Genomic DNA, 24140 nt, shown 5'->3' on the forward strand with positions numbered 1-24140 from the left:
TGGTTCGGCGTGAGTTGCCGGGCGTGCCCGCCGGCACGGGCGGCTTGTCGTAGGAGTACTCGACGGCCATCTTCCGCACGCCCTCCGGCACCTCGACCGGGAGGTGGACGAAGCCGGCCGCGCCGGTTTCCAGGCGCCCGGTCACGGTACGCGTGACGTCGCCGTCGGCGGGTGTGCCCTTCGGCGTTCCGGCGTCGGCGCGCGCCGGGGCGAAGGAGACCGGGGCGAGGGTGAGCGCGACTCCGGTCGCGGCGGCCATCAGCAGCCGCCGCCGGTCGAGCGTGCCGGTGCTGTCGTGGTGGCCGGCCGCGGGCGGGGCGGCCCCGCCGTGCTCACAAGGTCCGTCAAGGCACATGATGATCCTCATCGAGTCGGTCAAAACCGCACGTAATGCGGCATAAGCCCCTGAATGCTCGGCCAGTGCGCCGAATTTCAGATGATCATCCGATGTCGCGACCGGATCGCGGACGTGACGAATGCGCCGCCCTCGGCGTCACGGCGGCGTCACGGCGTCACGGCGGCGGCGGTCACCGGTTTGCCCGGCTTCATCCCGGGGATGCCAGGCGGCGTGAAGTTCATGATGCGCGAGCGCGTGTTCGGGATCGGCGACGACTTCTGGGTCGAGGACGAGACGGGTCAGCGCGCCTTCCTGGTCGACGGCAAGGCGTTGCGGCTCCGCCAGACGTTCGAGCTCAAGGGGCCGGGCGGTGAGGTCCTCGCCGTCATCCGCAAGAAGATGGTCAGCATCCGCGACACGATGGTCGTCGAACGCGACGGCGAGACGGTGGCCAAGGTCCGCAAGAAGCTGTTCAGCCCGATCCGGCACTCGATGACGATCGAGCTCGCGGACGGGCAGGAGTGGACCGCGACCGGCGACCTCATCGAGAAGAACTACGAGATCGAGAGCGACGAGGGCACCGTCGCCACGACCTCGCGCAAGTGGTTCCGGATCCGCGACACCTACGGCATCGAGGTCGGCCACCCGGACGTGCCGCTGGTCCTCGCCGTGGCCGTCGCCGTGGACGAGCTCGCCGCGGCGGACCGCGACAAGGACAAGGACGACGACGACTGACCCGGCCCTGTCGGCGCGGTGCGTTCAGCCGACGCCGGCGGTGGCCAGGTCGTACCCGACGTACACCGGGCTGACCGCGGCGTTGGTCAGCCGAGTGCCGCGGTAGAGGACCACCTTGTCGTACACGAGCGGCACGATCGCGCCCGTGGCCATCACCGCCTGGTCGATCCGCGCGGTCAGGCCCTCACGCGTCTTCTGGTCCTTGGCCTGGTCCGCCTGGTCGAGCAGCCCGTTGATCGTGGAGTCGTTGAGCTCGGCCAGGTTGTTGTTGCCGGTCGGGAGGATCTGCCGGCCGTCGACGAGCAGCGGGAAGAAGCCGGCCGCGGTCGGGAAGTCCGGGCCCCAGACCGACAGGATCATGCCGAGGTCGTGGGCGTGCGCGTACGACGGCTTGCCCGCGTACTCGGTGTAGAAGCGGGCGGCGTCGTACGGCTGGATCTTGACGGAGATGCCGGCCCGCCGGAGCGCCCCCTGGACCGCCTCCGCGACCGCCATGTCCTTCGGCCGGTCCTGCCGGATCGCCATCGTCGCGCTGAACCCCGACGGCTTGCCGCACGCCGCCAGCTCCTGCCGCGCCTTGTCGGCGCTCGCCGGGTACTGGTCGAACTTCTGGCGGCCCACGAGAACCGGCGGCGCCAGGTTCGTCGCGATCTCGGCGCCCTGCGGGCCACCGTCCGCCGTCTGCGCCGCCGTACGGTCCACCGCGTACTGCACGGCGCGCCGGCAGTGCACGTTGTCGAACGGTGCGACCTTGGTCGACAGCGCGATGTAACGCAGGTATCCGCTGGTCAGCGAGTCGGTGTTCTTCGTGAGGCTCGGGTCGGCGAGCGCCTTGGCCCGGGCGGCGTCCGACAGTCCCACGCCGTTCGGGTTCAGCTCGGCCCGCCCGCCCAGGAGTTGCTGGTCGACGGCGTCCGCGGCCAGGCCGAACTGCACCTCGACCCGGTCCGGCAGCTGGGTGCGGATGCCGTCGGGGCTCCACGCCGGGTTGCGGACCAGCGACAGCGACTTCCCCGGCGAGTACGACTCGAACTTGTACGGCCCGGTGGAGGCCGGATGGTTCTTGTACTGCGCGCCGTCGTCCTTGGCCGCCGGCACCGGTGCCGTCTGCGGCAGGGCGGCCAGGGAGTCGAAGTCGGCGAACGGCTTCTTCAGGTGGAAGACCACCGTCTGGTCGTCGGGCGTGGTGACGCCGTGGAAGTCGTCCAGGTCGTGGTCCTTGTACGGCCCGGCGTACGATCCGGCGTCGAGCATCTGGCGGAAGTACGTCGGGCCGAGGTAGTGCACCTCCGTCGCGAACGTCCGTGCGACCGCGTACCGCACGTCCTTGGCCGTGACCGGCGTTCCGTCGTCGAACTTCACGCCGGTACGCAGCTTGTAGGTCCAGGTCTTCAGATCGTCGCTGGACTGCCCGGGCCCGCTCGCCAGGTCGGGCACCGGGCGCAGCGCCGCCGCGCCGGCTCCGGCCCGGTAGGTGAGGAGCGACCGCGCGTACAGGCGGCTGATGTTCCACGAGCCGGCGAAGTACATGTCGGCGGGGTCGAGCGAGTCGAAGTCATCGGCCTGCGCGAGCTTCAGCGTGCCGCCCTTGGCGGTCGAGGGGTTGACCACCTTGGTGAGCGCCGCGTCGGCGGCCGGCGCCGCAACGGCCGTTTCCGTCGGGCCCGGATCGGGGTGCTCGCCGTCGTGGACGAGCCGTACGACGGCGACCGATGCGGCGGCCACCAGCGCGACGCCGACGGACGCGGCGACCGCCGGCACCCAGCGGCGGTTCTTCCGTACCCGTGGGGGCGGCGTCGTGTCCCGCGGCGGAGCGCCCCACGGAGACTGTGACGGCGGCGGCGCGTCGGGGGGAAGGCTCTGCCAGCCGCTCTCCCACTGGCCGGGCCCGGCGCCCCACGGTGAGGCCGGCGCGGGCAGGACGGCCGGCCGCGGCGCGGGCGCCGGAGCCGGGCTCGGAACACCCGGTGCCGCGGTGGCCTCGCCGAGGTCGGTCAGGAGCCGGGCCACGGTGGGCCGGTGCGCCGGGTCCTTGTACATGCAGTACCAGACCAGCTCGCGCAGCGGGCTCGCGATGGTGCCGATGTCCGGGTCGCCGCTGAGGATCCGGTTCATCGTCGCCGGGATCGAGTCGTGGCCGAACGGCGACCTGCCGGTGGCGGCGAAGACCATGGTCGCGCCCCACGCGAACACGTCCACCGCCGGCGTGAGCCGGTGCCCGTTCAGCTGCTCGGGCGCCATGTACGCGGGCGTGCCCACGATGCCGCTCGTCATCGACATCGTCGAGTCGAGAGCACGGGCGATCCCGAAGTCGATCACGCGTGGCCGGCCGGCGCCGAGCAGCACGTTGCTCGGCTTGAAGTCGCGGTGCACGACGTTGGCCTGGTGGATGGCGGCGAGCGCGCGCAGCGTGCCGATCGCGAGGTCGTGCAGCTCGGCCCCGGACAGCGGGCCCCGCTCCCGCACGATGTCCGACAGCGCGCGGCCGTCGACGTACTCGCTGACGATGTACGGGGTGCGGCCCTCGACGTCGGCCTCGACGATGTGGGCCGTGAACGAGGGGTCGATCCGCTGCGCGGCGGCGAGCTCGCGGGCGAAGTAGCGCCGCGCCCGCTCGTCACCGCTCAGGTGGGTCCGCAGCAACTTGATCGCGAACCGCTCCGGGCGTGCCGTCCCGTCCTCGCCGTCGGCCGTCTCAGCGTCGGAGGAGTCGGTCTCGGACGGCTTGGTGTCGTCGATCCGTTCGCCGAGATAGACGACACCCTGACCGCCCTCACCGAGCAGGCCGATCAGTCGGTAGTCGCCGAGCCGCTCCGGATCGTCCGGCCGTAGTGGTCGGGGATCCGGCATGGTCGCCTCCGGGGAGCGGTCGGTGCGCTGGGGTCGGTGCGCTGAGAGAACGCCCATTGTCCACCGTGTGACGGTATGCCTGCTACGCGCCTGGCGGCGCCGCGCCCGGGCACCGGGTGCGGCGACCGGCGCCTGGTCGCCGGTGACCGGCATTCGTGCAGGTCACGTACGCTGTCACGGTGAGTGTCATGGTCGATCGGTACGGGCGGCGCGTCGAGGTGATCCGTCTCGATCGGGGTCATGGCCCGCAACAGTGGATCCGCGTCTCGTGGCGCCGGGTGCTCCTCGGCCCGGGGACTCCGGGTCTCGGCCAGGGCTACTACCGGTCGGCGGCGGCCGCGCTCGCCCACGTCGACGTCGAGAGCCTCGTCGAGCTCATCGAGTTCCACCGCTGACCGCGCCCGGGGCCTCGCCGACCAGGGCGGCGATGCCGTCCAGGAAACGCTGCAGGCCGAAGTCGAAGACGTCGTCGAGGTCGAAGTCATACCCCTCCGTGGCGAGCCGCTCGAAGATCGGAAACCGGCCGGTGGCGAGGATCTTCCACAGCTCCGGCTCCTGGGTGTCCATCCACTCCTCGGCGTCCATGCCGCTGAGAGCCTCGGCCTCCGCCTCGGACTCGATGTTGATCGCGTGGCCCCGCACGTAGTTGAACAGCGCGATGTGGGCGGTGAGGATCGTCTGCAGGTCGAGGAGGCCGTCCAGCGAGCCGAGTACCCATTCGGTGTACGGAATGCCGTTGGGGATCGGCTGCGGCCGGGTGGCCGAGAGGGCGGGCGCGAGCCAGGGGTGACGGCGGAACATCGCCCACAGCGTCCGGGCGGCGACCTCCAGCCGGGCACGCCAGCCCTGCGGCGGATCGTCGGGGAGCGGCCGCTCGGAGAAGGCCGCGTCCATCATCTGCGCGAGCAGGTCCTCCTTTCCCGCGACGTGCCGGTACAGCGACATCGTCGCCATGCCGAGTTCGGCGGCGACCCGGCGCATCGAGACCGCGGCCAGCCCCTCCGCGTCGGCGACGGCGATCGCGGTCGCGACGATCCGGGCCGGCGCCGCCTCTTCGTCCCCGCCCCGCCGGCGTGGCCGCGACCCGCTCGGCCGCGCGGTGGGCCGTGGCGCGGGGCCCGCGTCGGTCGCCACCACCGTGCCGACTCCCGGCACCGCGCGGACCAGGCCCTCGTGACGAAGCTGCGTGAGCACCTTCGTGGCGGTCGCCATCGCGACGCCCCACCGCCGGGTGATCTCCCGGGTGGAGGGCACCCGGTCGCCCGGCGCCAGCTCACCCGTCACGATCCGCTGCCGCAGTTCCGCCACGATCCGGCCCGAACGCGACGCTCTCTGTTCTCCCGGGCTCTGTTCCGTCGATCTCTGTTCCACCGAACCACCTCCGCACTAGTGCACCCTGCGGCGCCGCCACCCTAGCCGCCATGCTGCGCCGATGCCCGTGACCGCCTTCTCCCCGGGCGCACCGTGCGCCTAGCGCCCTAGTGCACCAAATGAGATATGGCTGGTCAACGCGCTTGCAGTGCAGCTTATGTACGCCGTACATTCCGGTCATGCGAAACACCGAGATTCTCGTTTCCGGCGCCGGGATCGCCGGAGCGGCAGTGGCGTACTGGCTACGCGCGGCGGGCTTCACGGTCACGGTCGTGGAGCGCGCCCCCGCCCCCCGTCCGGGCGGGCAGACCGTGGACCTGCGCGGCGCCGGCCGCGAGGTGATCATCCGCATGGGACTGATGGACCAGGCGCGTGCGGCGGCCGTCGAGCAGGACGGCATAGCGATGGTCGATGCCAAGGGCCGGGTCAAGGGGACCATGTCGGCCGACGCCTTCGGCGGCGAGGGGATCATCTCCGAGATCGAGATCCTCCGCGGCGACCTCGCCCGCGTTCTGTACGAGGCGACACTGCCGGACACCGAGTACGTCTTCGACGACACGATCACCGGCCTCGACCAGGACGACGACGGCGTCACCGTGACGTTCGAGAAGGCGCCCTCGCGCCGGTTCGGGCTGGTCGTCGGTGCGGACGGCATGCACTCCGTGGTGCGTGCGCTGGCCTTCGGCTCCGAGGCGGACTGCGTCCGCCCGCTGAACCTCTACAACGCCTGGTTCACGATCAACGAGGGCATGGACCTCGGTGGCTGGTACCGCATGTTCAACGCGCCGGGCGGGCGCGTGGCGTCGGCGCGGCCGGGCCGGATCCCCGGGGAGGTCAAGGCCGCCCTCGCCTTCCGGTCCCCGCCGCTCGCCTACGACCGGAGCGACCTCGGTGCACAGCGGACCCTGGTGGCGAGCCGCTTCGCCGGCGTCACGGGCTGGGAGGTGCCGCGGCTGCTGCGCGGGATGGAGACCGCGCCGGACTTCTTCTTCGAGCCGATGGGACAGGTGCACCTGGACGGCTGGTCGCGCGGGCGCGTGGCGCTCCTCGGCGACGCGGGTTACTGCCCGACGCCGCTCACCGGGCTGGGCACCAGCCTGGCCCTGGTCGGTGCGTACGTGCTGGCGGGCGAACTCGCCGCGACCGGCGACCACCGGGCCGCGTTCGCGCGCTACGACGAGATCATGCGCCCGTACGTCACCGAGGCGCAGAAGCTGCCCCCGGGCGGCGCCTCCGGCTACGCGCCGTCCAGCACCCTGGCCATCCGCATGCGGGCCGCCTCGATGCGCTGGATGACCCGCTGGCCGATGCGGCCGCTGATCGCCAAGCAGTTCGCCAAGGCGGGCAACATCACCCTGCCCGAATACCGCCGGCTCGCCGTGCGGTAGGGCCTGGGGCGGCCGGGCCGTCACGGGCGCGAGGCCGTGCCGCCCTGCTGCTCGACCACCCATGCCGCGATCTCCGCCCGGCCGGTGAACCCCAGGCGGCGCAGGATGGCGCTCACATGAGACTGGACGGTACGGGGACTGAGGAACAGCACCGAGGCGATCTGCTTGTCCGTCTTCCCCTCGGCGATCAGCTCGGCCACGGCGCGCTGTTTGTCGCTGAGCAGCCGGTTCGCCGACCGCTGCCGGGAAGGGGCGCCGGACCGGGGCGTGGACGGCTGGCCCAGCGCCAGGTCGACCGCGGCGCCGAACTCCATCTCCACGCCGTGCCCCTCGGCCTCGTCGTACGCCGCGTCGCCGAGGGCGAGCCGCGCCTGCTCGACGCAGGCGGTGTGCGCCTCCAGCCAGGGACGCAGCCGGTGGATGGCCACGCCGAGCGCCTGCTGCATGTTTCGCGAGGCGCCCAGCAGCACGGCCGCCTCCTCGTGGTGACCGCGGGCCACCGCGCACCACGCGAGCGACTCCACGCCCCAGATCGACCCCCAGCGGTCGCCGATGTCCCACTGGGTGCGCAGCACGGACCGGAACATCGCGGCGGCGGCCGGCGGGTCACCGTGGCGGAGCTCGGCCACGGCACGGGCCCACTGGGCCCAGGAGGCCGCCCAGGTCGCGCCCCGGGCGCGGGTGTCGGCCAGGTGCCGGTCGGCGATGGCGAACGCCTCCGGCGCCGGAGCGGTGAAGGCGGCCGCGATGGCGTGGAACATCTCGGCCATGGGCAGCAGGCGGGTGTCGTTCATCGCGGCCAGCTCGTCGCGTACGGCGGCCCACAGCATGAGCGCCGCGGGGTCGCCGTGGACGAACAGGTCGGTCGAGGCGGTGAGGAAACGGTGGGCGGCCAGCGCGAACGCCGCCTCGTCTCCTCCGGACACCGCCGGCGCCAGCGCGCCGCACCGGCGCAGCAGGGTCTCGGCGTTGACCTCGTCGCCCAGGCACAGCGCGATCCAGCCCGCCTGCGCGAGCACCGTCAGCCGGAGCGGGGCGGCCGCGGCGTTTCCGGCCAGGGCCTCCTCGGCCCGGGACAGGGCCCGCATGCCCTCGCCCAGCGTGCCGCCGAAGAACCACAGCCGCAGGGCGGTCAGCGCGGAGGCGAGCCGCGCACCGACCTCGGCCTCCTCCAGCGTCGTCGCGGCGGCGCACCGGTCCAGGACGGCGCGGTGGTTCGGCAGGTCCTGGCGGGCCTCTCCCAGGTAGCGTGCCTCGTCGGGCCCGTACCAGTGCCGGCTGTACCACTCGGCGCGGTCGAGTAAGTAGGCACTGAGCCGGCGGTGTGCGACCGTCTCGTCGCCGGACGGCGGCGCGGGCCGGCCCTCCGGGTCCGGCAGGTCCCCGGTGCGCGAGCCGAGGCGGGCCAGTCCGTACTCCCGTACGGTCGCGAGCATGGAGTACCGGGTCGGAATCGAGTCGGTGTCGGCGACGACGATGCTCTTGGCGGCCAGTTCGCCGAGGACCACCGGCACCTGGACCGCCTCGATCTCGCCGTCGGCGGCGACGGCCATCGCCGCCTCCATGGTGAAGCCGCCCGCGAACACCGCCAGCCGGGCCCACAGCAGCCGCTCGGCCGGCGAGCAGAGCTGGTAGCTCCACTCGAAGCTGTCCCAGAGGGTGCGGTGCCGGGCCGGGGCGCTCATGTCCTCCGAGAGCGTCCGCAGCCGGAACCCCGACAGCATCGACACGATCTCCGCGACGGACATCACCCGGACCAGCGGCGCCGCGAGTTCGATGGCGAGCGGGATGCCGTCCAGCATCGCCACCAGGCGGGCGACGTCGGCCGCGTTCCGCGGCGTGATCGCGAAGTCCGCGCGCGCCGCGGAGGCCCGCGCCTCGAACAGGCGTACCGCCTCGTACTCGGTCACCACGGCGCGCTCGGGGTCGGCCGGGACGGTGAGCGGAGGCACGTCGATCACGTGCTCGCCCTCACAGCGGAGCGGCACCCTGCTGGTCGCGATGATCCGGAGCGCGGGGCAGTCGCGCAGGAGGCGGACCACCAGCGGCGCGAGCGTGCGGATGAGGTGCTCGCAGTTGTCGAGCACGAGCAGGGCCGCCCGCCTGCTCAGCGCCGCGACCAGGACGTCGCCGGGCTCCCGCGCCGACACGTCGTCGACGGGCAGGGCGTCCAGGATGACCCGGCCGGCCGAGGCCGGGTCGGTGTGGGAGGCGAGGTCGACCCACCACACGCCGTCGGGCTGGGCGCGGCGGGCCTCGTTCGCCAGCCGCATCGCGAGCCGGGTCTTGCCCGTGCCGCCGGTCCCGGTCAGCGACAGCAGCCGGACACGCGGGTCGGACAGCCGCGCCTTCACCGAGGAGAGCAGCTGCCGGCGGCCGATGAGTCCGTTGAGCTCGGCCGGGACGTAGCCGTCGCGCCAGCCGTCCGCGGTGCGTTCCGTCACTCGATCCGCCCGTCTTCACGTCCCCGCCGCAGGAACGCGTACGTCACATGACCAACCGATCGTAGTGATTCCGGTGCGAGGCCGCGCTCGAGGTGCTGCGCGATCCGGTGACCTTGCGGTCCGCGATCCTCATCGCGACGGTCGCCATCGACAAGCTCCTCGACGCGGTATCGGGGCAGGTCAGGTCCGGTCGGCAAACGGCGACGACTATCACGGTAGTACTACCGGAGAGTACTCTCGGCGGAATGAGTGCTGAGCCCCCCGCGCCCGAGCCTTCCGCCGAGCGGTCCACCCGCGGTGGCGTCCGGCGTCAGCCCGGAATGCTCGAGGACGAGGTGCTGGCCGTGCTCTGGACGGGCGGGCGGGCGATGACGCCGGCGGAGGTGCGAGGCCGGCTCGACGACCGGCTCGCGTACACGACCGTGATGTCCACCCTGGCGCGGATGCACCGGAAGGGGCTGGTCTCCCGCCGCCCGGTGAAGAAGGGGTACGCCTACCTTCCCACCGTCGACGAGGCCTCCCACACCGCCCGGGCGATGACCGACCTGCTGAGCCGCCGGCATGATCACGCGGGTGTGCTGGCGAGGTTCGTGTCGTCGCTGAGCCCGGAGGACGAGGCGTTCCTGCAGCGGCTGCTGCGCGGCGAGGACGCCTGACCGGACCCGCTCGTACGGTTGGCGATTTTCCGTTGGAACGTGGCACTCACGCCACTGGGGGCCGCCGCGCCGTCTGCGTACCTTGACGATCCATGCGCAGCCGGATCGTCGGGCCGGCGGCGGGACGAACCTCAGGGGAATGGCACATGCTCCACTACATCGCGCCGGTCGGCATCGGCATCGCCTACGCGCTGCTCATGTCCCTCATCCGCGAACCGCACCGGCAGCGCGTCAACGCGCTCATGATCGCCGGAGCCGGCGCGACGTACCTCAGCGGCGGCGGCATGGGCGTCTGGGAGCCGGCGTTCAGTGCGGTGCTCGTCTACGTCGCCTACCGTGGCCTGGACTCGTGGACGTTCATCGGGATCGGCTGGTTGCTGCACACGGCCTGGGACATCGTCCACCATCTCAATGGACACCCCATCCTCCCGTTCGACCACGGCTCGTCCCTGGGCTGCGCCATCTGCGACCCGGTCATCGCCCTGTGGTGCTTCAGTGGCGGCCGGACCCCGCGTGAGTTGTTCCGCCGCGCCAAGCGCCCGGCGACGATTCAGGGGCAGACCGCCTGAGCACCGTCCGGTCCGGCACCGGGGCCGCGCGGCGGCGCCCGATGGACCCGGCGACCACCCTCGGCCCCGGCTCTTGACTGATCGTCCTGACTTATAGATCGTCAAGGTCCGCAAAGCGATCCTCTGTTCGGGATATCGAACAGAGACGCCTTCTGTCGCTGAGAGGGCACCGATGTCCGGAAACCTCCGTGCCGGCACCGCCGCCCGGCTGCTCGTGGCCATGTCGCTCGTCCTCGCCGCCCTTCCCGCCAGGGCACAGGCCGCCGCGCCGCCTCCGAGGTCCGCCGCGGCCGAACATGTGGCCGACACCGGACGGAGTGTGGATTTCGACCAGGACTGGCGGTTCGCCCTCGTCAACCCCGAAGGCGTCACCGATCCCACCGGCGCCTACGCGCACGCCGCCGATCCGGGCTACGACGACTCCTCGTGGCGCCGGGTCGACCTTCCGCACGACTGGAGCATCGAGCGCGACCCGACGCCGGACGGCGGCACGAACAGCGGCACCGGCTTCCTGCAGGGCGGGCTCGGCTGGTACCGCAAGACCTTCACGCTGCCGTCCTCGATGGCCGGCCGGAAGATCTCCGCCGAGTTCGACGGCGTCTACATGGACTCGGTCATCTACTTCAACGGCCGGCAGGTCGGCGCCCACCCGTACGGCTACACCGGATTCGACGTGGACCTGACCGATCTCGCGCACACCGACGGGAAGACGCCGAACGTGCTCGCGGTCGAGGTGCGCAACCAGCTCCCCAGCAGCCGCTGGTACTCCGGCAGCGGCATCTACCGCGACGTCCACCTCACGGTCACCGCGCCGGTCCACGTCCAGCGGCACGGCGTCTTCGTCACCATGCCGGACCTGGCCAAGACCGTGAAGGCGGGCTACGCGGACGTCCAGGCCCGTACGGACGTCGCCGGCGCGACCGCGGACACGCGGGTCGTCGCGACCGTACGGGACGCCCGCGGCCGTACGGTCGCGCGAGGCTCCTCCGGCGTGACCTCGGGGACCGCGACGGCGGACCTGCGTGTCGATCATCCCGCCCTCTGGTCCACCGCCCACCCGTACCTCTACACGCTGCGCACCGACGTCGTCGTGGCGGGCCGGACGGTGGACACGACCATGACCCGCTTCGGCGTCCGCTGGTCCACCTTCAGCCCGGACGGCGGTTTCTCCCTCAACGGGCAGCGGATGAAGCTGCAGGGCGTCGACCTGCACCACGACGGGGGCGCGCTCGGCGCGGCCGTCACGGAGGACGCCCTGTACCGGCAGATGAAGATCATGAAGAGCATGGGCGTCAACGCCTTCCGCACCTCGCACAACCCGCCCTCGCCGGCCATGGTGCGGGTCTGCGAGGAACTCGGCATCGTGATGATGGTCGAGGCGTTCGACACCTGGCACACGCCGAAGGTGAAGTACGACTACGGCCGGTTCTTCGACGCGAACAGCGACGCCGACATCACCGAGATGGTGAACGCGGCCAAGAACTCACCTGCCGTCGTGATGTGGTCGATCGGCAACGAGATTCCCGACTCGACCTCCGTCGAGGTCGGCGTGCCCATCGCGCGGCGGCTCATCGCCGACGTCCGGGCGGTCGACACGACCCGGCCGATCGTCATGGGGTCGGACAAGTACCGCAGCGTGCCGGCGCCCGGATCGGCCCAGGACCAGATCCTGCGGATGCTCGACGGCATCGGCCTCAACTACAACACCGCGGCCTCGATCGACGCGTTGCACGCCCGCTATCCGGACAAGTTCTTCTTCGAGTCCGAGTCGTCCTCGGAGACCTCCACGCGCGGCGTCTACCAGGACCCGCAGCAGCTCAACACCGGCGAGAACTACACCCCGGGCAAGCGCGGAACCTCCTCCTATGACAACAACCTCGCCTCGTGGACGATGAGCGGGGAGTATGGGCTGAAGAAGGACCGCGACCGCGGCTGGTACGCCGGGGAGTTCCTGTGGTCGGGCATGGACTACATCGGCGAGCCCACGCCGTACAACGTGTTCCCGGTCAAGTCGTCCTTCTTCGGGGCGGTGGACACCGCCGGCTTCCCCAAGGACATGTACTACCTGTTCCGCAGCCAGTGGACGACCGAGCCCATGGTCCACCTGCTGCCGATGAACTGGACCGACCACCGGCGCGGCGAGCCCGTGCAGGTGTGGGCGTACTCCAACGCCGACACAGTGGAGCTGTTCCTGAACGGTCGGTCACTCGGCGTCCGCCGGTTCGACCACAAGACGACCACGGACGGCCGGGCATACCTGGAGACGACGGAGGCGACCCACGACGACAAGACGGTGACCTCCGGGCCGTACCCGGGCAGCTACACCAGCCCGAACGGCAGCGCGGGCAAGCTGCACCTGACCTGGGACGTCCCGTTCGAGCCCGGCACGCTGAAGGCGGTCGCCACCCGGAACGGGAAGGTCGTGGCGTCCGACGTGCTGAAGACGGCGGGCGCGCCGCACACGGTCCGCCTGTCGCCGGACCGCCGGACGATCGCCGCGGACGGCCGGTCGCTGTCCTACGTCACCGCCGACGTCGTCGACGCGCACGGCGTGACCGTGCCGGGTGCGGACGACTCGCTGCACTTCACGGTGACCGGCGGCTCGCTGGCCGGGCTGGACAACGGGGAGGAGGAGAGCGCGGAGAACTACAAGGCGCCGGTGCGCTCGGCGTTCAACGGCAAGGCGCTGGCGATCGTACGGTCGGGGACCGCGCCGGGCCCGATCACGGTGACGGTCACCGCCTCCGGCCTGCGCCCCGCGTCCACGGTCATCCACGCCACCGGCGGCACACCCGGCGCGACCGCACCGGCACCCGTGCCGGTGCGGGCAGCCCCGGCACCTCCCGCGACCGTGACCGCGGACGCGAGCTACTCCGGCGCGCCCGACACGCTGCCGGCCGCCATGCTCGACGGCGACACGGCCTCGGGCGGCTGGTCGAACTACTACGACAAGCACGCCACGGCGCTGCTGCCGGCGTTCAGCCTGGCGCATCCGCGCGAGTGGGTGTCGGTGACCTGGCCGAAGACCCGTACGCTCGGCGGCGTCACGCCGTACTTCACCGTCGGCGCCGGGCGCGCGCTGCCGGCGTCGGTGGCCGTGTCGTACCTGCGCGGCGGCCGGTACGTCCCGGTGCGGCACCTGAGCATCACGTGGGCGACCGGCTCGAACCAGCCGACCGCGATCACCTTCGATCCGGTCCGCACCACGAGCGTGCGGCTGGACCTGACGAGCCGCGCCCCGGGCACGCCGGACGGCTTCCTCCAGATCGCCGAGTTGCGCTTCCCGGGGGACTGACCGCACCCCGTCTCACCGGGGTGGGGCGGGGTGCCGGCGCGTGTCGCCGCGGGGGAGGAGCAGCCGGAGCGTCGTCCGCGCGTCCTTGCGGCGCCGCGGCGTGGGGGCGGCGACGGAGGTGATGGCGGTGACGGCGACCGTCAGCGCGTAGAGGACGCCGGCGGCGCCGCCCGCCGCGTACACGTGACGGAGCAGTGTGTGCATCGAGAACCTCCCGGGAACGGGCCGGGGTGGACGCCCCGGCGGGGATCCCATGAGTGCCCTGTCTGGGACGTTTCCGGCGAACCGGCGTCAGGTAGGCGGGCCGCGACTACCCTGGTCGGGCAGCGGATTTCCGATTTTCCGGGCGAGGCGGGGAGCCGATGGGTACGGGCGGTGCGGTGGAGCGTTTCTCCGCCGAGCTGAGGTCGCTCCACCACGCGGCGGGCCGCCCGACGCTCGACCGTCTCGTACGCCACTGCCGCGCCCAGAAGCCGCCCATCACGACCAGCGACGCGACCATCCACGGCTGGCTGACCGGCACGAACATCCCCTCGGAGCGGTCCGAGCGCGCCTTCTCCCACATCGTGGGTTACCTCCGGGAGGAGGTGCGCGAGCGCGGCGGCGATCCCTCGGCGTACTTCCCCGACGGGTGGAAGAACGCGCTCGCGCGGGCTCGCGCGCAGAAGCGGGCGAACCGCGGCGGCCGGCCCCGCCGGACGAGGGCGCCCCGCGCCGCCGGCGGCCCGCCGCCACGGCCGGTTCCGATGACGCTGCCGCCCGACCCGGCGGGCTTCACCGGCCGCGCCGCGGCCCTGGCGGAGCTCGCGGAGCGCCTGGACGGCGCGGACCAGGCGATCACGGTGGTCACCGGCATGGGCGGCGTGGGCAAGACCGCGCTGGCCGTGCGCGCCGCGCACCGGGCCGGCCGCTTCTCCGGCGGCACTCTGTTCCTCGACTTAGGGGGGTACGGCCGAGACCGGCCGTTGGACGCCGGCGACGCGGCGGAACGCCTGCTGCGCATGCTCGGTGTGGCAGACCCCGGCGGCACTCCGCCCGAGCCCGTCGGCCGGTGGCGGACGGCGCTCGCCGCCTCGGCGGACCGGCCCCTGCTGATCGTGCTGGACAACGCCGCGTCCGCCGGCCAGGTCTCGCCGCTGCTCCCGGACCCGCCGCACCACGTGATCATCACGTCGCGCACCACGCTGTCCACACTCGCGGTGCACCGGATCGGCCTGGCGCCGCTCGACGCGGGGGAGTCCGTGCGCCTCCTCGACCGGGCGCTGCGGAGCACCCTTCCGGACGACGACCGGGTGACGGCGTGCCCGCAGGACGCGGAGCGGCTCGCCGCGCTGTGCGGGCGGCTGCCGCTCGCGCTGCGGATCGTCGCGGCACTGCTCCTCGACGACCCGCACCGGCCGCTCGCCGACGAGGTCGCCGCGCTGGGTGCGGCGCGCGACCGGCTCGACCGGCTGCGGTACGACGACGTCGACGAGCAGGGTCGTCCCCTCGGCGTCCGTGCGGCGTTCGACCTCTCCTACGCGCGCCTCGGCGCCGAGCAGCGACGGGCCTTCGACCTGCTCGGCGCGGTCCCCGGCCCGGATTTCGGGCCGGAGGCCGCCGCCGCGGTGCTCGACCGGACGCCGCCGGAGGCCGAACGCCTCCTGGCCGGCCTGACCCGTCTGCACCTGGTCCAGGGACGCCCGGGTCGCCGGTGGGATCTGCACGACCTGGTCCGCGTCTACGCGACCGAACACGTCCGCGCCGACGCCGCGGAACACCGAGACGCGCTGGACCGGCTGCTGGAGCACTACGAGAGCGCCACCACCGACGCCGACCGGCGGTTCACCGCCCCCGGCACGCTCCGCCTCTTCCACGTCAACCGGTTCGCCTCCCGGGCCCAGGCGCTGGACTGGCTCGACGCCGAGCACCGCAACGTCGCCGCCGCGGTCACGGCCGCCCATGAGGCGGGGCTGTGGCGCCGGGCGTACGAACCGGCCATCAGGCTCGCCCGCTACCTGGAGTTCCGCCGCCACGCCGACGAGTGGATCGCCTGTGCCCGTCTGGCCCTCGACGCCGCGGAGCACCTGGAGCCCGAGTGCGTTCCGCCGGCCGCGCTGTCGCTCGGCAACGCCTGCCGGGTCGCCGGACGGTACGAGGAGGCGGAGCGGCAGCTGCGGCGGGCCCTCGACCTGGCCCCGGATCGCCCGGCCGAGGGAAACGCCTGGCACAACCTCGGTCTCGTGTATTTCAACACCGGTGACCACGCGAAGGCCGTGGAGTGCCACCGGAACGACCTGCGCATCTGCACGGACGCCGGCGATCTGCTCGGCGCCGCCCAGTCGCTCTGCGCGCTGGGCGACGCGCTGCGGATGCGGGAGGAGTACGAGGAGGCGGCCGCGTCGCTCGTGCGTGCCATCGAGGTGTTCGAAGAGCTTCAGGACGCCGGAGGCCTGATGCGGGCCCGGATCAACCTCGCGCTCGTCCTGTTGGGCTGGAACCCGGTGTTGTACGGCGCCTGCGGGATCTGGCACCTCTGCCACGCCCTCCGGCTGGCCCGGGAGCGGGACGACCACCACGGCGAGGCCGTGGCCCTGCTCGACCTCGGCGCTCTCTACCTCAGCATCTGCCCGGCGTGCTACGGCAGCGCCGTCGTCCGGTGCGCGACGCGGGCCGTGGCCCTGTTCGAGAAGCACGATGAGCCGCTGCGCCGGGCGCACGCGACCAGGGCGCTCGGCCGGGGCCTGCTGGCGGTCGGCGACCTCGCCCGGGCGCGCCGGGTCCTGGACCGGGCGAGTGACTCGCTGGAGGCGCTCGGCGTCCGGCCGGACGACGGCGTCCCGGCCGACGTCGGAACGAGGACGCCGCACATCCCCGGCTGCTTCGGCCGGCAGGACGAGAAGCGGTTCCGCTGGCTCGCCCGGCTGCCCGACGACGTGATCCGGGGCAACTTCCGGCACCTGGACGGGTTCACCTGGATCGGCTTCCGCTACCTCACGCCGGCGGACAAGGAGTCCTCACCGTAGAGCAGGCCTGGCTGGTTCTGGACGCTGAAGCCATCTACTTCGGCGGCTTCGACGCGGACGGCGACCAGGACCTCATGGCGGCGCGCGCCGTTCCGTCTGGGTTCCGTGGGTCTTCGCGAGGTCAGGTGTTCTGCCGCTCGCCCCGCGCCATGAGGCGCAACTCGGCGGCGGTCAGGCCGAACTCCTTCTTCAGCGCCCGGCTGAGGTGCCCGTGGTCGCGTATCCCCCAGTGAGCGGCGATCACCGCGGTGGTCCGGGTGGCGAGCGCGGGGTCCAGGAGGTCCCGGCGGATGCGGATGAGGCGTTCGCGCCTGACCCAGGCGGCGAAGGTGAGGCCGCGCCGCCGGAACAGCTGGTGGAGGTAGCGCGGGGAGATGCCGTGGTGACGCGCGGCGGAGTCCACCGACAGGGTGGGGTCACCGAGGTTCGCGAGGGTGTGGGCGAGGATCCGGTCGGTCAGGTCGTCGCCGATGTCCGCCGATTCCGGTGCCGGCTCCGCGAAGGCCGCGACGACCAGGGAGACCAGGGCGTCGGCCAGGTGAACGTCCGGCATGTCGGTGAGTCCGTTGATGCGATCACCCAGGCTCGACAGGAAGGCGGCGAGGACCGCCCAAGCGCCGCGGTCGCACCGCTGCGGGGTGGCGACGTAGCGGCCGACGAGGTCGGCGTTGGCGCCGAGCATGCCGTGCGGCAGTTCGACCACCACGACGTCGCAGGCGCCGGTCACCGAGAGCTCGTACGGCCTGCCGGTGTCGAGGGCGACGAGGTCGCCGGCCCTCGCCGGGAAGCGGCGGTCGTCCTGCGCCACCTGCGCGGTCCCGCTCCGGTGCAACACCACCGCGAACCGGTCGCGCTCGGCGGAGATGACGCGGTGCACCTCACGCGAGGTCCGCGGGAAAACGCCGCGAACCCGGGCCACGGTCATCGAGCCGACGCGAGCGAAATCCACCTGGGTCCGGAATGGCGCGGCGCAGATCGGGTTGACTGTTGTGGAAGGGGCCGCGGTGGTTTCCATGACAGTGGACACGGTCATCAGTAGAACCGTTGACGTGAAGAAATGTCAACCTGAATGAAACCGGTAGCGCCGTCATCCACGCCAGTCGAACGCGGGCTCAGCCGCCAAGAGGCTGGTACGACACCAGCACGACCCCGGAGCTGAACGTCGTGGCGCCGATCAGGCGCATCCGGACCGGTGACCTGCCGTTCTCGATCGGGCGCAGCCCCTCGCCCCAGACCACCGGGTGCAGCCAGAACCTGACCTCGTCGACCAGCCCGTGGCACGCCAGGCTGTGGGCCAGCTCACCGAAGCCGTACGAGAGAAGGTTGCCCGGCAGCTCCCGCTTGAGTTCGGCGACGCGCTCCGGAACGTCACCCTCGAGGAGGCGTGCGTTCCAGGTGAGCGGCCCCTGGAGAGTCCGTGAGGCGACGTACTTCGGCAGGCCGTTGATCTGGTCGGCGAAGCCGCCGGGGTCTCCGGTCATCGTCGGCCACACCGAGCTGAAGAACTCATACGTCTCCCGGCCGAGCAGGAGCGCGTCGGCGGCGCGCAACTGGTCGGCACCGTGCTGTTCGGACTCGCGCTCGGCATCGAACCACTGGTCGTTCTGGTCCATGACGGCATCCGCCGTCATCTGCGCCGACACGATCAGCCTGCCCATGACGACATCACTTCCCGGGTTCCAGATCGGTGAGGAGCCCGGCCCTGAGCCGTGCGGTCGCACGTCGGGAGCGGGGGATGAGCCGTCCCTTATCGAGCGCCTTCGACTGCCGGGCGATCGCCGACCGCGAGACCTCGTGCGGCACGGCGAGTTCCCCGACTGTAGCGCGCCGACCTCGCTCTGACACCCGCGCTCCGTACGGGGCGGGACCGGCCATGCGGGCCTCAGGGAAGACCTGCACCCGGGCGCCCCAACAGCCGGCGAGCAGTTCGGCGCGGCGCCGGTCGGTGGTCAGCGGCTGGGTGTTTCGCCGCCGGCCCCGGCGGCCTCCGGCGTTTCCGGAAGGTTCGAGAACCCGCCCGTGTAGCCGAGTTCCTCGGACAGAGTGCGCGCCGTGCGCAGCACGATCTCCGTCGCCCTGGTGCGCTGGATCGGGTCGCGCATCCGGTTGCCGGCCGCGGCGAGCGTCACGCTGGAGACCGCCTGCGCGGTGGAGGCGAACACCGGTGCCGCGACCGCCCAGACGTTCTCGTCCAACTCGTTCTCACAGACGTCGTACCCCTGCGCGCGTACCTGCGCGAGATGGCTCTTCACCTGCTCGAGGGAGCGAAGGGTCCCCGTCGTGAACGCCGTCAGGTCCCGTTCGCGGAACAGCGTCTCGACGACCTCCTCCGGGAGGAACGCCAGGATGCTGCGGGCCGAGGCGGCGGCGTGAAGGGGCACCTCCTGTCCCACCTGGACGAACAGCCGGAGCGGATGCCGGGCCTCGACCAGGGACACGCAGACGAGCCGCAGGCCGACGATCTCGGTGAGGAAGACCGTCTCGCCGCTCTCCTGAGCCGCCTTGAGCACGGGTGCCGGCGGGGTGACGAGCGTTCCGCGCGTCGCGGAGGAGATCCCGACGAGCTCGGCCGAGGCGGGTCCGAGGAAGTAGCGGCGGTTGATGGGCGACCTGGTGACGTACTGCTCCTCGGCGAGGGCGGCGAGGACGCGGTGCATGCTGCCGATGGGGATCTGGAGCTCCTCATGGAGTTGCTGCAAGGTCATTCCCTGCCGGCTCGCCGCCAGCGTCTTGATCACTCGTAGCGCTCGCGTGAGAACCTGCATGCTCAGCCATCCGTTCACCTGGTGATGCTTGTTCAATTGGCATACGATGCCGCGTCCCTCGCCTCGTCCGGTGTACCGGTGGTGCGGCCTACGCGCATCAGCCCTGAAGGTTAGTCACGCCGAGCCGGCCGGGGCCGGTTCCGCCAGCGACCGCGCGGCGTGCGCCGCGAGCCTCAGCATGGCGACCTGCGCGGGTTCGTAATCCTCCAGCCAGGCGTCGGTGGCCCGGTTGGCGTGCGCCACCAGCAGGGCGCCGGCCCGCAGCCCCATCGCCGCACCCACTGCCAGAACGGTCTCCGCCTCCATGTCGACGCCGTCGACGCCGAGGTCCCGCAGCGCGCGGTACCGCGTGGCCGCCTCCTCTTCGTACCCGGGAAGGGGTCGGCCCTGGCCCAGGTAGTAGGAGTCGGACGATGCGACGGTGACGTCCGTCAGCGCGATGCCCAGTGCGTCGGCCTGGGCGTGCAGACAGCGCAGGACCAGGGCGTCGGCCGCGCGGCCGCCCGTCCCCGCGGCGTACGGCGCCGCGGCTCCGCCCCCGGGCACGGCACGCGTCACCGCGCACACCGACCCGGGCGCGATCCGTTCCCGCAACGCGCCCATGCCACCCGTGCGCAGGACGGTCGTCACTCCCAGCCGGGCGAGTTCGACGACCGCGATTTCGGCCGACGGACCGCCGATGCCGGTCGAGCACACCGCGATCGGCGTGCCCCGCAGGCGTCCCACGCCGAGCCGGAACTCGCGGTTCTGGCCCACGATCGAAAAGTCCGCGAGCACCGCCGACGCGAGGTCCACACGGGCCGGGTCTCCGGGAAGCAGACAGACCCGAGGCAGGGTGCCCAGGCGGGCCGGGATGTGCGGGGCGGTGCCGTCCCGCCAGGGATCCCGGGCGCTACGGGACATCAGATGTCCTCCAGATGTGGATGGCAGATTTCCAGATCTGGAAGTTTGCATCGTTGCTCAGTGTGACGTCAATGCCCCGGGTGGCGCGGAATTCCGGTGTGGCTGAGCCGCAGAAGCTGGCGTATGTCCAGCATGTTACGGATGAGACCGGTCTTGACAGTGTCCGGAATGGGCAGCACGATGTGTCACTCCATTGGTGGAAGCATGCATTCCGTCTATGGAAGTTCCCAGGAATGATGCGGTTCCGCGCCGTACGCGGAGAGGCTCGAAAGACCGAGGGGTATTCGTGTGAGGTTGTCAGGGGAGATGCGACGGCGGCCGCCGGTGGCCGCGGACCGGCGCTGCCCGGCTCGAGCCGAAGAGACGGCGAGCCGATGACCGGGTTTCTTTCGCTCCGGGGCGTTCGTAAGACCTACGTCGGAGCGAACCGCCAGCGGGTCGTGGCCCTGGACGGCGTGGACATCGACATCGCCGAAGGTGAGGTGGTCGCGCTCATCGGCCCGTCCGGGTGCGGCAAGTCGACGCTTCTACGGATGATCGCCGGGCTCGACACGGACTTCCAGGGCGAGTTGTCATGGACCCGGCAGCCACGGCCCGGCAAGGACATCGGCTTCGTGTTCCAGGAGCCGGCATTGCTTCCATGGCGCTCGGTGGAGCGCAACGTCTCTCTCGGCCTGGAGGCGCAGCGCGACCGGTCCGCCGAAGGGCGGAACCGGGTGCGCACCCTCCTCGACCTCGTCGGTCTCTCGGAGTTCTCGCAGTCGTTTCCCAAGGAGCTCTCCGGCGGAATGCGGCAGCGTGCGGCCATCGCCCGCGCGCTCGCGTACGACCCGCAGATCCTCCTCATGGACGAGCCCTTCGGGGCGCTCGACGCCATCACCCGGGACCGGCTGCACGATGACCTGCTGCGAATCTGGGAGAGCACCCGCAAGACGATCATCTTGGTCACTCACAGCGTGGAGGAGGCCACCTATCTGGCGGACCGGGTCGCGGTGATGTCCTCGCGGCCGGGCCGGATCAAGGCCGTGCACGAGGTTCCGCTCTCCCGTGACCGCAACCCCACGACCCGCCAACTGCCGCGGTTCGCCGAGTTCGCCGGCCTGCTCCGGCAGGAGCTGGAATGACCGGCGGCAGCGCGGCGCGGACCCGCCGGTCCGGCGGAGGCCGCGCCGACGACCGGACGCTGCGTCGGTCCGAACGCCGCCGCGGCCTGACCCGAACCGGCGTACGCGCGCTCAGCGCGGTCGCGTACGTCGTCGTCATCGTCGTGGCCTGGAGCCTGTACGTCCGCTGGGCGGACGTGCCCGGCTATCTCCTGCCCCCGCCCGGCGACGTGCTGTCCGCCGCCGGCCACCTGGTCACCGGCGGGCAGCTCTGGCCCAATCTCGCCTACACGTTGCGCAACATCGCGGGTGGCTTCGTCGGCGGCTCGCTCATCGGCGTCGCGCTGGGCTGGCTCCTGTGGTCGTCCCGGATCGTCCGCGAGGTGCTCAGCCCGTACGTCGTCCTGCTCCAGGCCGCTCCGAAGATAGCCGTCGCGCCCCTGCTCGTCCTCTGGTTCGGACTGAGTTTCACCTCGCAGTTCGTGCTGATCCTGCTGCTGGTCTTCTTTCCGATGATGGTCGCGGCGATGCTCGGCCTCCGTGACGTGTCGCCGGACGTCGCCACGCTCGGCCGGCTGCTGCACCTGCCGCGGTGGCAGTACCTGCGGGTCATCCAGATTCCCGCAGCGATGCCGGCGCTGTTGGCCGGCGCCAAGATCGCCGTCATCGACGCCATGACCGGGGCCTTTCTCGCGGAGTACCTGTCCTCACAGCGCGGGCTCGGCTACCTGATGGTCCTCGGCAACACCTCGAACGACACCCCCATGCTCATCGCCGCCGTCATCATCACCGTGCTCGTCGGGCTGCTCGGCTTCGGCCTCATCTCGCTGGCGGAGAAGCGCATTCTGCGCTGGGACCGCTGACCCGGCCGTCCCGTTTCCAAGGAGAGTCATGAAGAAACACCTGCGTCACCTGCCCGCGATCGGGTCCGCCCTCCTGGCGGTCGCCGTCATGGCCGCGTGCAGCCCCGCATCGTCCTCCGGCTCGAACGCGAAGACCGGGCCCGGAGGCACCAAGAAGGTCACCATCCAGATCGACGGCACGGCGGCCCCGTACTACGCGCCGCTGTACGAGGCGAAGGAGCAAGGGTACTTCGCCAAGGCGGGTCTGGATGTGAACTTCACTTACGCGCAGGGCTCGGACATCGTCAAGAACGTCGCCGCGGGCAACGTCGACTTCGGCTTCCCGAACGGCGACACCGTCATCACCGCCTTCGGCAAGGGCGTCAAGGTACGCGTGGTCCACACCACCTACCAGCAGGGCATCGGCGCGCTGCTGTCGAAGGCCGGCGCGCACATCAACACCCCCGCCGACCTCAAGGGCAGAACGGTCGCGGTCACCGACCTGGGCAGCCCGAACTACATCCAGCTCCAGGCCATGCTGAAGAGCGTGCACATGGGCGTCGGCGACGTGAAGGTCAGGACCATCGGCACCGGCGCCATCGTCGACGCGCTGAAGAACGGCCAGGTCGATGCGATCGTCTTCTCCCGGCTCCGCTACTACGCCCTGCAGTCGGCGGGCGTGGACGTGCGCCAGATCCTCAGCGACCAGTACCTGCCCTCGTTCGGCAACGTCGTCGTGGCCGGTCCCACCCTGGTGAAGAACGACCCGAAAACGGTGAAGGCCTTCGACGACGCCCTCGACCAGGGCATCGATTACACGACGAAGAACCCGGCCGCCGCCGTGGACATGTCGGTGAAGAAGTACGCGCCCACCTTCAACGGCCAGCAGAAGCAGATCACCACGATCGTCAAGGATGTCTTCGCCAAGACGCTCTGGCATTCGGACGTCACCGAGAAGAACGGTCTCGGCTATCCGGATGAGGCCCGCTGGCAGAAGGCGATCAACGCCCAGGCCGGCTTCAAGCTCATCGACTCCTCGTTCAAGGCCGGTGACCTGGTGGTGAAGCCGAGTGCGCTCGGCTGACGCGGCCCCGGGCCGTAGCGGGCTCGGCGCCTGGCTGTCCTCGGGCAGGCCGCTGGCGGTCGGCGTGGTCTCGCTCGCCGCCGGCGTCCTGGTGTGGTGGCTGGTGACCGCGGCCTTCTCCATACCGGCCTACAAACTGCCGTCGCCCGGTGCCGTCGTCCAGCACGGCTGGACGCTCATGCGGCAGGGCGCGCTCACGGTGCACATCGAGCAGACACTCGCCGAGGTCGTCCAGGGTGTGCTGCTCGGGGGCGCCATCGGGGTGGTCGCCGCGATCGTGTTCGCGCGCCTGCGTCCCCTGGAGCGCGTGCTGATGCCGCTGATCGTCGTCGCTCAGGTGACACCCAAGATCTCGATCGCACCACTGATCGTTCTCTGGCTGGGCCTGGGCATCGGTTCCAAGATCGCGCTCATCACCCTCGTGTCCTTCTACCCGGTCCTGATCAACATGAGCATGCGGCTGCGCGCCGTCCCCGCCGGGGTAGACGACCTCGCCCGCATCCTGCGGATCGGCCCGATCGCCCGTGCCGTCAAGATCGATCTCCCGTTCAGCCTCCCCGCGATCGCGGCCGGCCTGCGCCTCGGAATCCTGCAGGGAGTGACCGCGGCCGTCATCGGCGAGTTCATCGGAGCCCAGGCGGGCCTCGGCTACCTGGAGAGACAGGCCCAGGACAACGACGACGTCCGGCTCGTCATCATCTCCCTCGGGTTGCTCTGCCTGCTGGCATGGGTCCTGTACGCCCTCGTCGGGGTGCTCGAGCGCAAGCTGAGCAGCCGGTTCGGCGCCGCCTGA

At 71.5% G+C, this 24140-nt stretch carries 20 protein-coding genes; 11 read left to right on the forward strand and 9 right to left on the reverse strand.

What is annotated here, in order from left to right; translation table 11 throughout:
• Nucleotides 1–568: 568 nt before the first annotated feature.
• Nucleotides 569–1072, forward strand: coding sequence for an LURP-one-related/scramblase family protein (locus tag OG417_RS12285; protein WP_329262242.1), 504 nt, complete (start codon nt 569–571; stop codon nt 1070–1072).
• A gap of 24 nt (nt 1073–1096) precedes the next feature.
• On the opposite strand, the gene OG417_RS12290 is transcribed toward OG417_RS12285, so the two are convergent.
• Nucleotides 1097–3922 (reverse strand): ABC transporter substrate-binding protein, encoded by a 2826-nt coding sequence (locus OG417_RS12290; protein WP_329254377.1) that lies wholly within the window; start codon nt 3920–3922, stop codon nt 1097–1099.
• 179 nt (nt 3923–4101) lie between these two features.
• Between OG417_RS12290 and OG417_RS12295 the strand changes: the two genes are divergently transcribed.
• Nucleotides 4102–4317 (forward strand): hypothetical protein, encoded by a 216-nt coding sequence (locus tag OG417_RS12295; RefSeq protein ID WP_329254380.1) that lies wholly within the window; start codon nt 4102–4104, stop codon nt 4315–4317.
• On the opposite strand, the gene OG417_RS12300 is transcribed toward OG417_RS12295, so the two are convergent.
• Nucleotides 4298–5293 carry a TetR/AcrR family transcriptional regulator C-terminal domain-containing protein gene (locus tag OG417_RS12300; protein WP_329254383.1) on the reverse strand — a complete coding sequence of 332 codons (996 nt, stop codon included), beginning with the start codon at nt 5291–5293 and terminating at the stop codon, nt 4298–4300. The two genes, OG417_RS12295 and OG417_RS12300, sit on opposite strands and share 20 nt — an antisense overlap.
• 179 nt (nt 5294–5472) lie before the next feature.
• On the opposite strand from OG417_RS12300, the gene OG417_RS12305 reads away from it, so the two are divergent.
• Nucleotides 5473–6681, forward strand: a complete 1209-nt coding sequence (locus tag OG417_RS12305; protein WP_329254386.1) for an FAD-dependent monooxygenase — start codon at nt 5473–5475, stop codon at nt 6679–6681.
• Between the two features lie 20 nt (nt 6682–6701).
• Here the strand turns inward: OG417_RS12305 and OG417_RS12310 are convergent, their stop codons facing one another.
• Complete coding sequence (locus OG417_RS12310) at nt 6702–9125, reverse strand: LuxR C-terminal-related transcriptional regulator (RefSeq protein ID WP_329254389.1); 2424 nt, start codon at nt 9123–9125, stop codon at nt 6702–6704.
• 245 nt (nt 9126–9370) lie between these two features.
• Between OG417_RS12310 and OG417_RS12315 the strand changes: the two genes are divergently transcribed.
• The 3 genes from OG417_RS12315 (at nt 9371) to OG417_RS12325 (ending at nt 13645) form a co-directional block, all read left to right on the forward strand.
• On the forward strand, nt 9371–9781 hold the full coding sequence (locus OG417_RS12315; RefSeq protein ID WP_329254392.1) for a BlaI/MecI/CopY family transcriptional regulator: 411 nt from the start codon (nt 9371–9373) through the stop codon (nt 9779–9781).
• A gap of 92 nt (nt 9782–9873) precedes the next feature.
• Nucleotides 9874–10350 (forward strand): DUF6010 family protein, encoded by a 477-nt coding sequence (locus OG417_RS12320; protein WP_329254395.1) that lies wholly within the window; start codon nt 9874–9876, stop codon nt 10348–10350.
• 172 nt (nt 10351–10522) lie between these two features.
• Entirely contained in the window at nt 10523–13645 is a 3123-nt protein-coding gene (locus tag OG417_RS12325) for a glycoside hydrolase family 2 TIM barrel-domain containing protein (RefSeq protein WP_329254398.1), read from the forward strand.
• 12 nt (nt 13646–13657) lie between these two features.
• Here the strand turns inward: OG417_RS12325 and OG417_RS12330 are convergent, their stop codons facing one another.
• Entirely contained in the window at nt 13658–13849 is a 192-nt protein-coding gene (locus OG417_RS12330) for a hypothetical protein (RefSeq protein WP_329254401.1), read from the reverse strand.
• A 158-nt stretch (nt 13850–14007) separates the two neighbouring features.
• Here OG417_RS12330 and OG417_RS12335 point away from each other — a divergent pair, with 158 nt between their 5' ends.
• The gene (locus OG417_RS12335; RefSeq protein WP_329254404.1) at nt 14008–16650 is read left to right on the forward strand and encodes an ATP-binding protein; all 2643 of its coding nucleotides are present in this window, start codon (nt 14008–14010) and stop codon (nt 16648–16650) included.
• A gap of 121 nt (nt 16651–16771) precedes the next feature.
• Here OG417_RS12335 and OG417_RS12340 read toward each other — a convergent pair whose 3' ends face one another.
• The 5 genes from OG417_RS12340 to OG417_RS12360 all read right to left on the reverse strand — a co-directional run bounded on the left by OG417_RS12340 (nt 16772) and on the right by OG417_RS12360 (nt 20318).
• Nucleotides 16772–17683 (reverse strand): helix-turn-helix domain-containing protein, encoded by a 912-nt coding sequence (locus tag OG417_RS12340; RefSeq protein ID WP_329254407.1) that lies wholly within the window; start codon nt 17681–17683, stop codon nt 16772–16774.
• A 79-nt stretch (nt 17684–17762) separates the two neighbouring features.
• Complete coding sequence (locus OG417_RS12345) at nt 17763–18308, reverse strand: dihydrofolate reductase family protein (protein ID WP_329254410.1); 546 nt, start codon at nt 18306–18308, stop codon at nt 17763–17765.
• 7 nt (nt 18309–18315) lie between these two features.
• Nucleotides 18316–18495 carry a hypothetical protein gene (locus tag OG417_RS12350; RefSeq protein WP_329254413.1) on the reverse strand — a complete coding sequence of 60 codons (180 nt, stop codon included), beginning with the start codon at nt 18493–18495 and terminating at the stop codon, nt 18316–18318.
• A 104-nt stretch (nt 18496–18599) separates the two neighbouring features.
• Nucleotides 18600–19451 carry an IclR family transcriptional regulator gene (locus tag OG417_RS12355; RefSeq protein ID WP_329254416.1) on the reverse strand — a complete coding sequence of 284 codons (852 nt, stop codon included), beginning with the start codon at nt 19449–19451 and terminating at the stop codon, nt 18600–18602.
• Between the two features lie 78 nt (nt 19452–19529).
• Nucleotides 19530–20318: a phosphorylase family protein gene (locus tag OG417_RS12360; RefSeq protein ID WP_329254420.1), complete on the reverse strand. Its 789-nt coding sequence runs from the start codon at nt 20316–20318 to the stop codon at nt 19530–19532.
• A 374-nt stretch (nt 20319–20692) separates the two neighbouring features.
• Here OG417_RS12360 and OG417_RS12365 point away from each other — a divergent pair, with 374 nt between their 5' ends.
• Genes OG417_RS12365 through OG417_RS12380 form a run of 4 tightly spaced genes read left to right on the forward strand, consistent with a single transcriptional unit; the run spans nt 20693 to nt 24140 of the window.
• Nucleotides 20693–21442: an ABC transporter ATP-binding protein gene (locus tag OG417_RS12365; RefSeq protein ID WP_329254423.1), complete on the forward strand. Its 750-nt coding sequence runs from the start codon at nt 20693–20695 to the stop codon at nt 21440–21442.
• Entirely contained in the window at nt 21439–22284 is an 846-nt protein-coding gene (locus OG417_RS12370; protein ID WP_329254426.1) for an ABC transporter permease, read from the forward strand. Before OG417_RS12365 ends, OG417_RS12370 begins: the two co-directional genes overlap by 4 nt.
• A 28-nt stretch (nt 22285–22312) precedes the next feature.
• Nucleotides 22313–23347 (forward strand): ABC transporter substrate-binding protein, encoded by a 1035-nt coding sequence (locus OG417_RS12375; protein WP_329254430.1) that lies wholly within the window; start codon nt 22313–22315, stop codon nt 23345–23347.
• Complete coding sequence (locus tag OG417_RS12380) at nt 23334–24140, forward strand: ABC transporter permease (RefSeq protein ID WP_329254435.1); 807 nt, start codon at nt 23334–23336, stop codon at nt 24138–24140. Before OG417_RS12375 ends, OG417_RS12380 begins: the two co-directional genes overlap by 14 nt.

Origin of the sequence: Actinoallomurus sp. NBC_01490 (assembly GCF_036227085.1) — a bacterium.
Lineage (GTDB): Bacteria > Actinomycetota > Actinomycetes > Streptosporangiales > Streptosporangiaceae > Actinoallomurus > Actinoallomurus oryzae.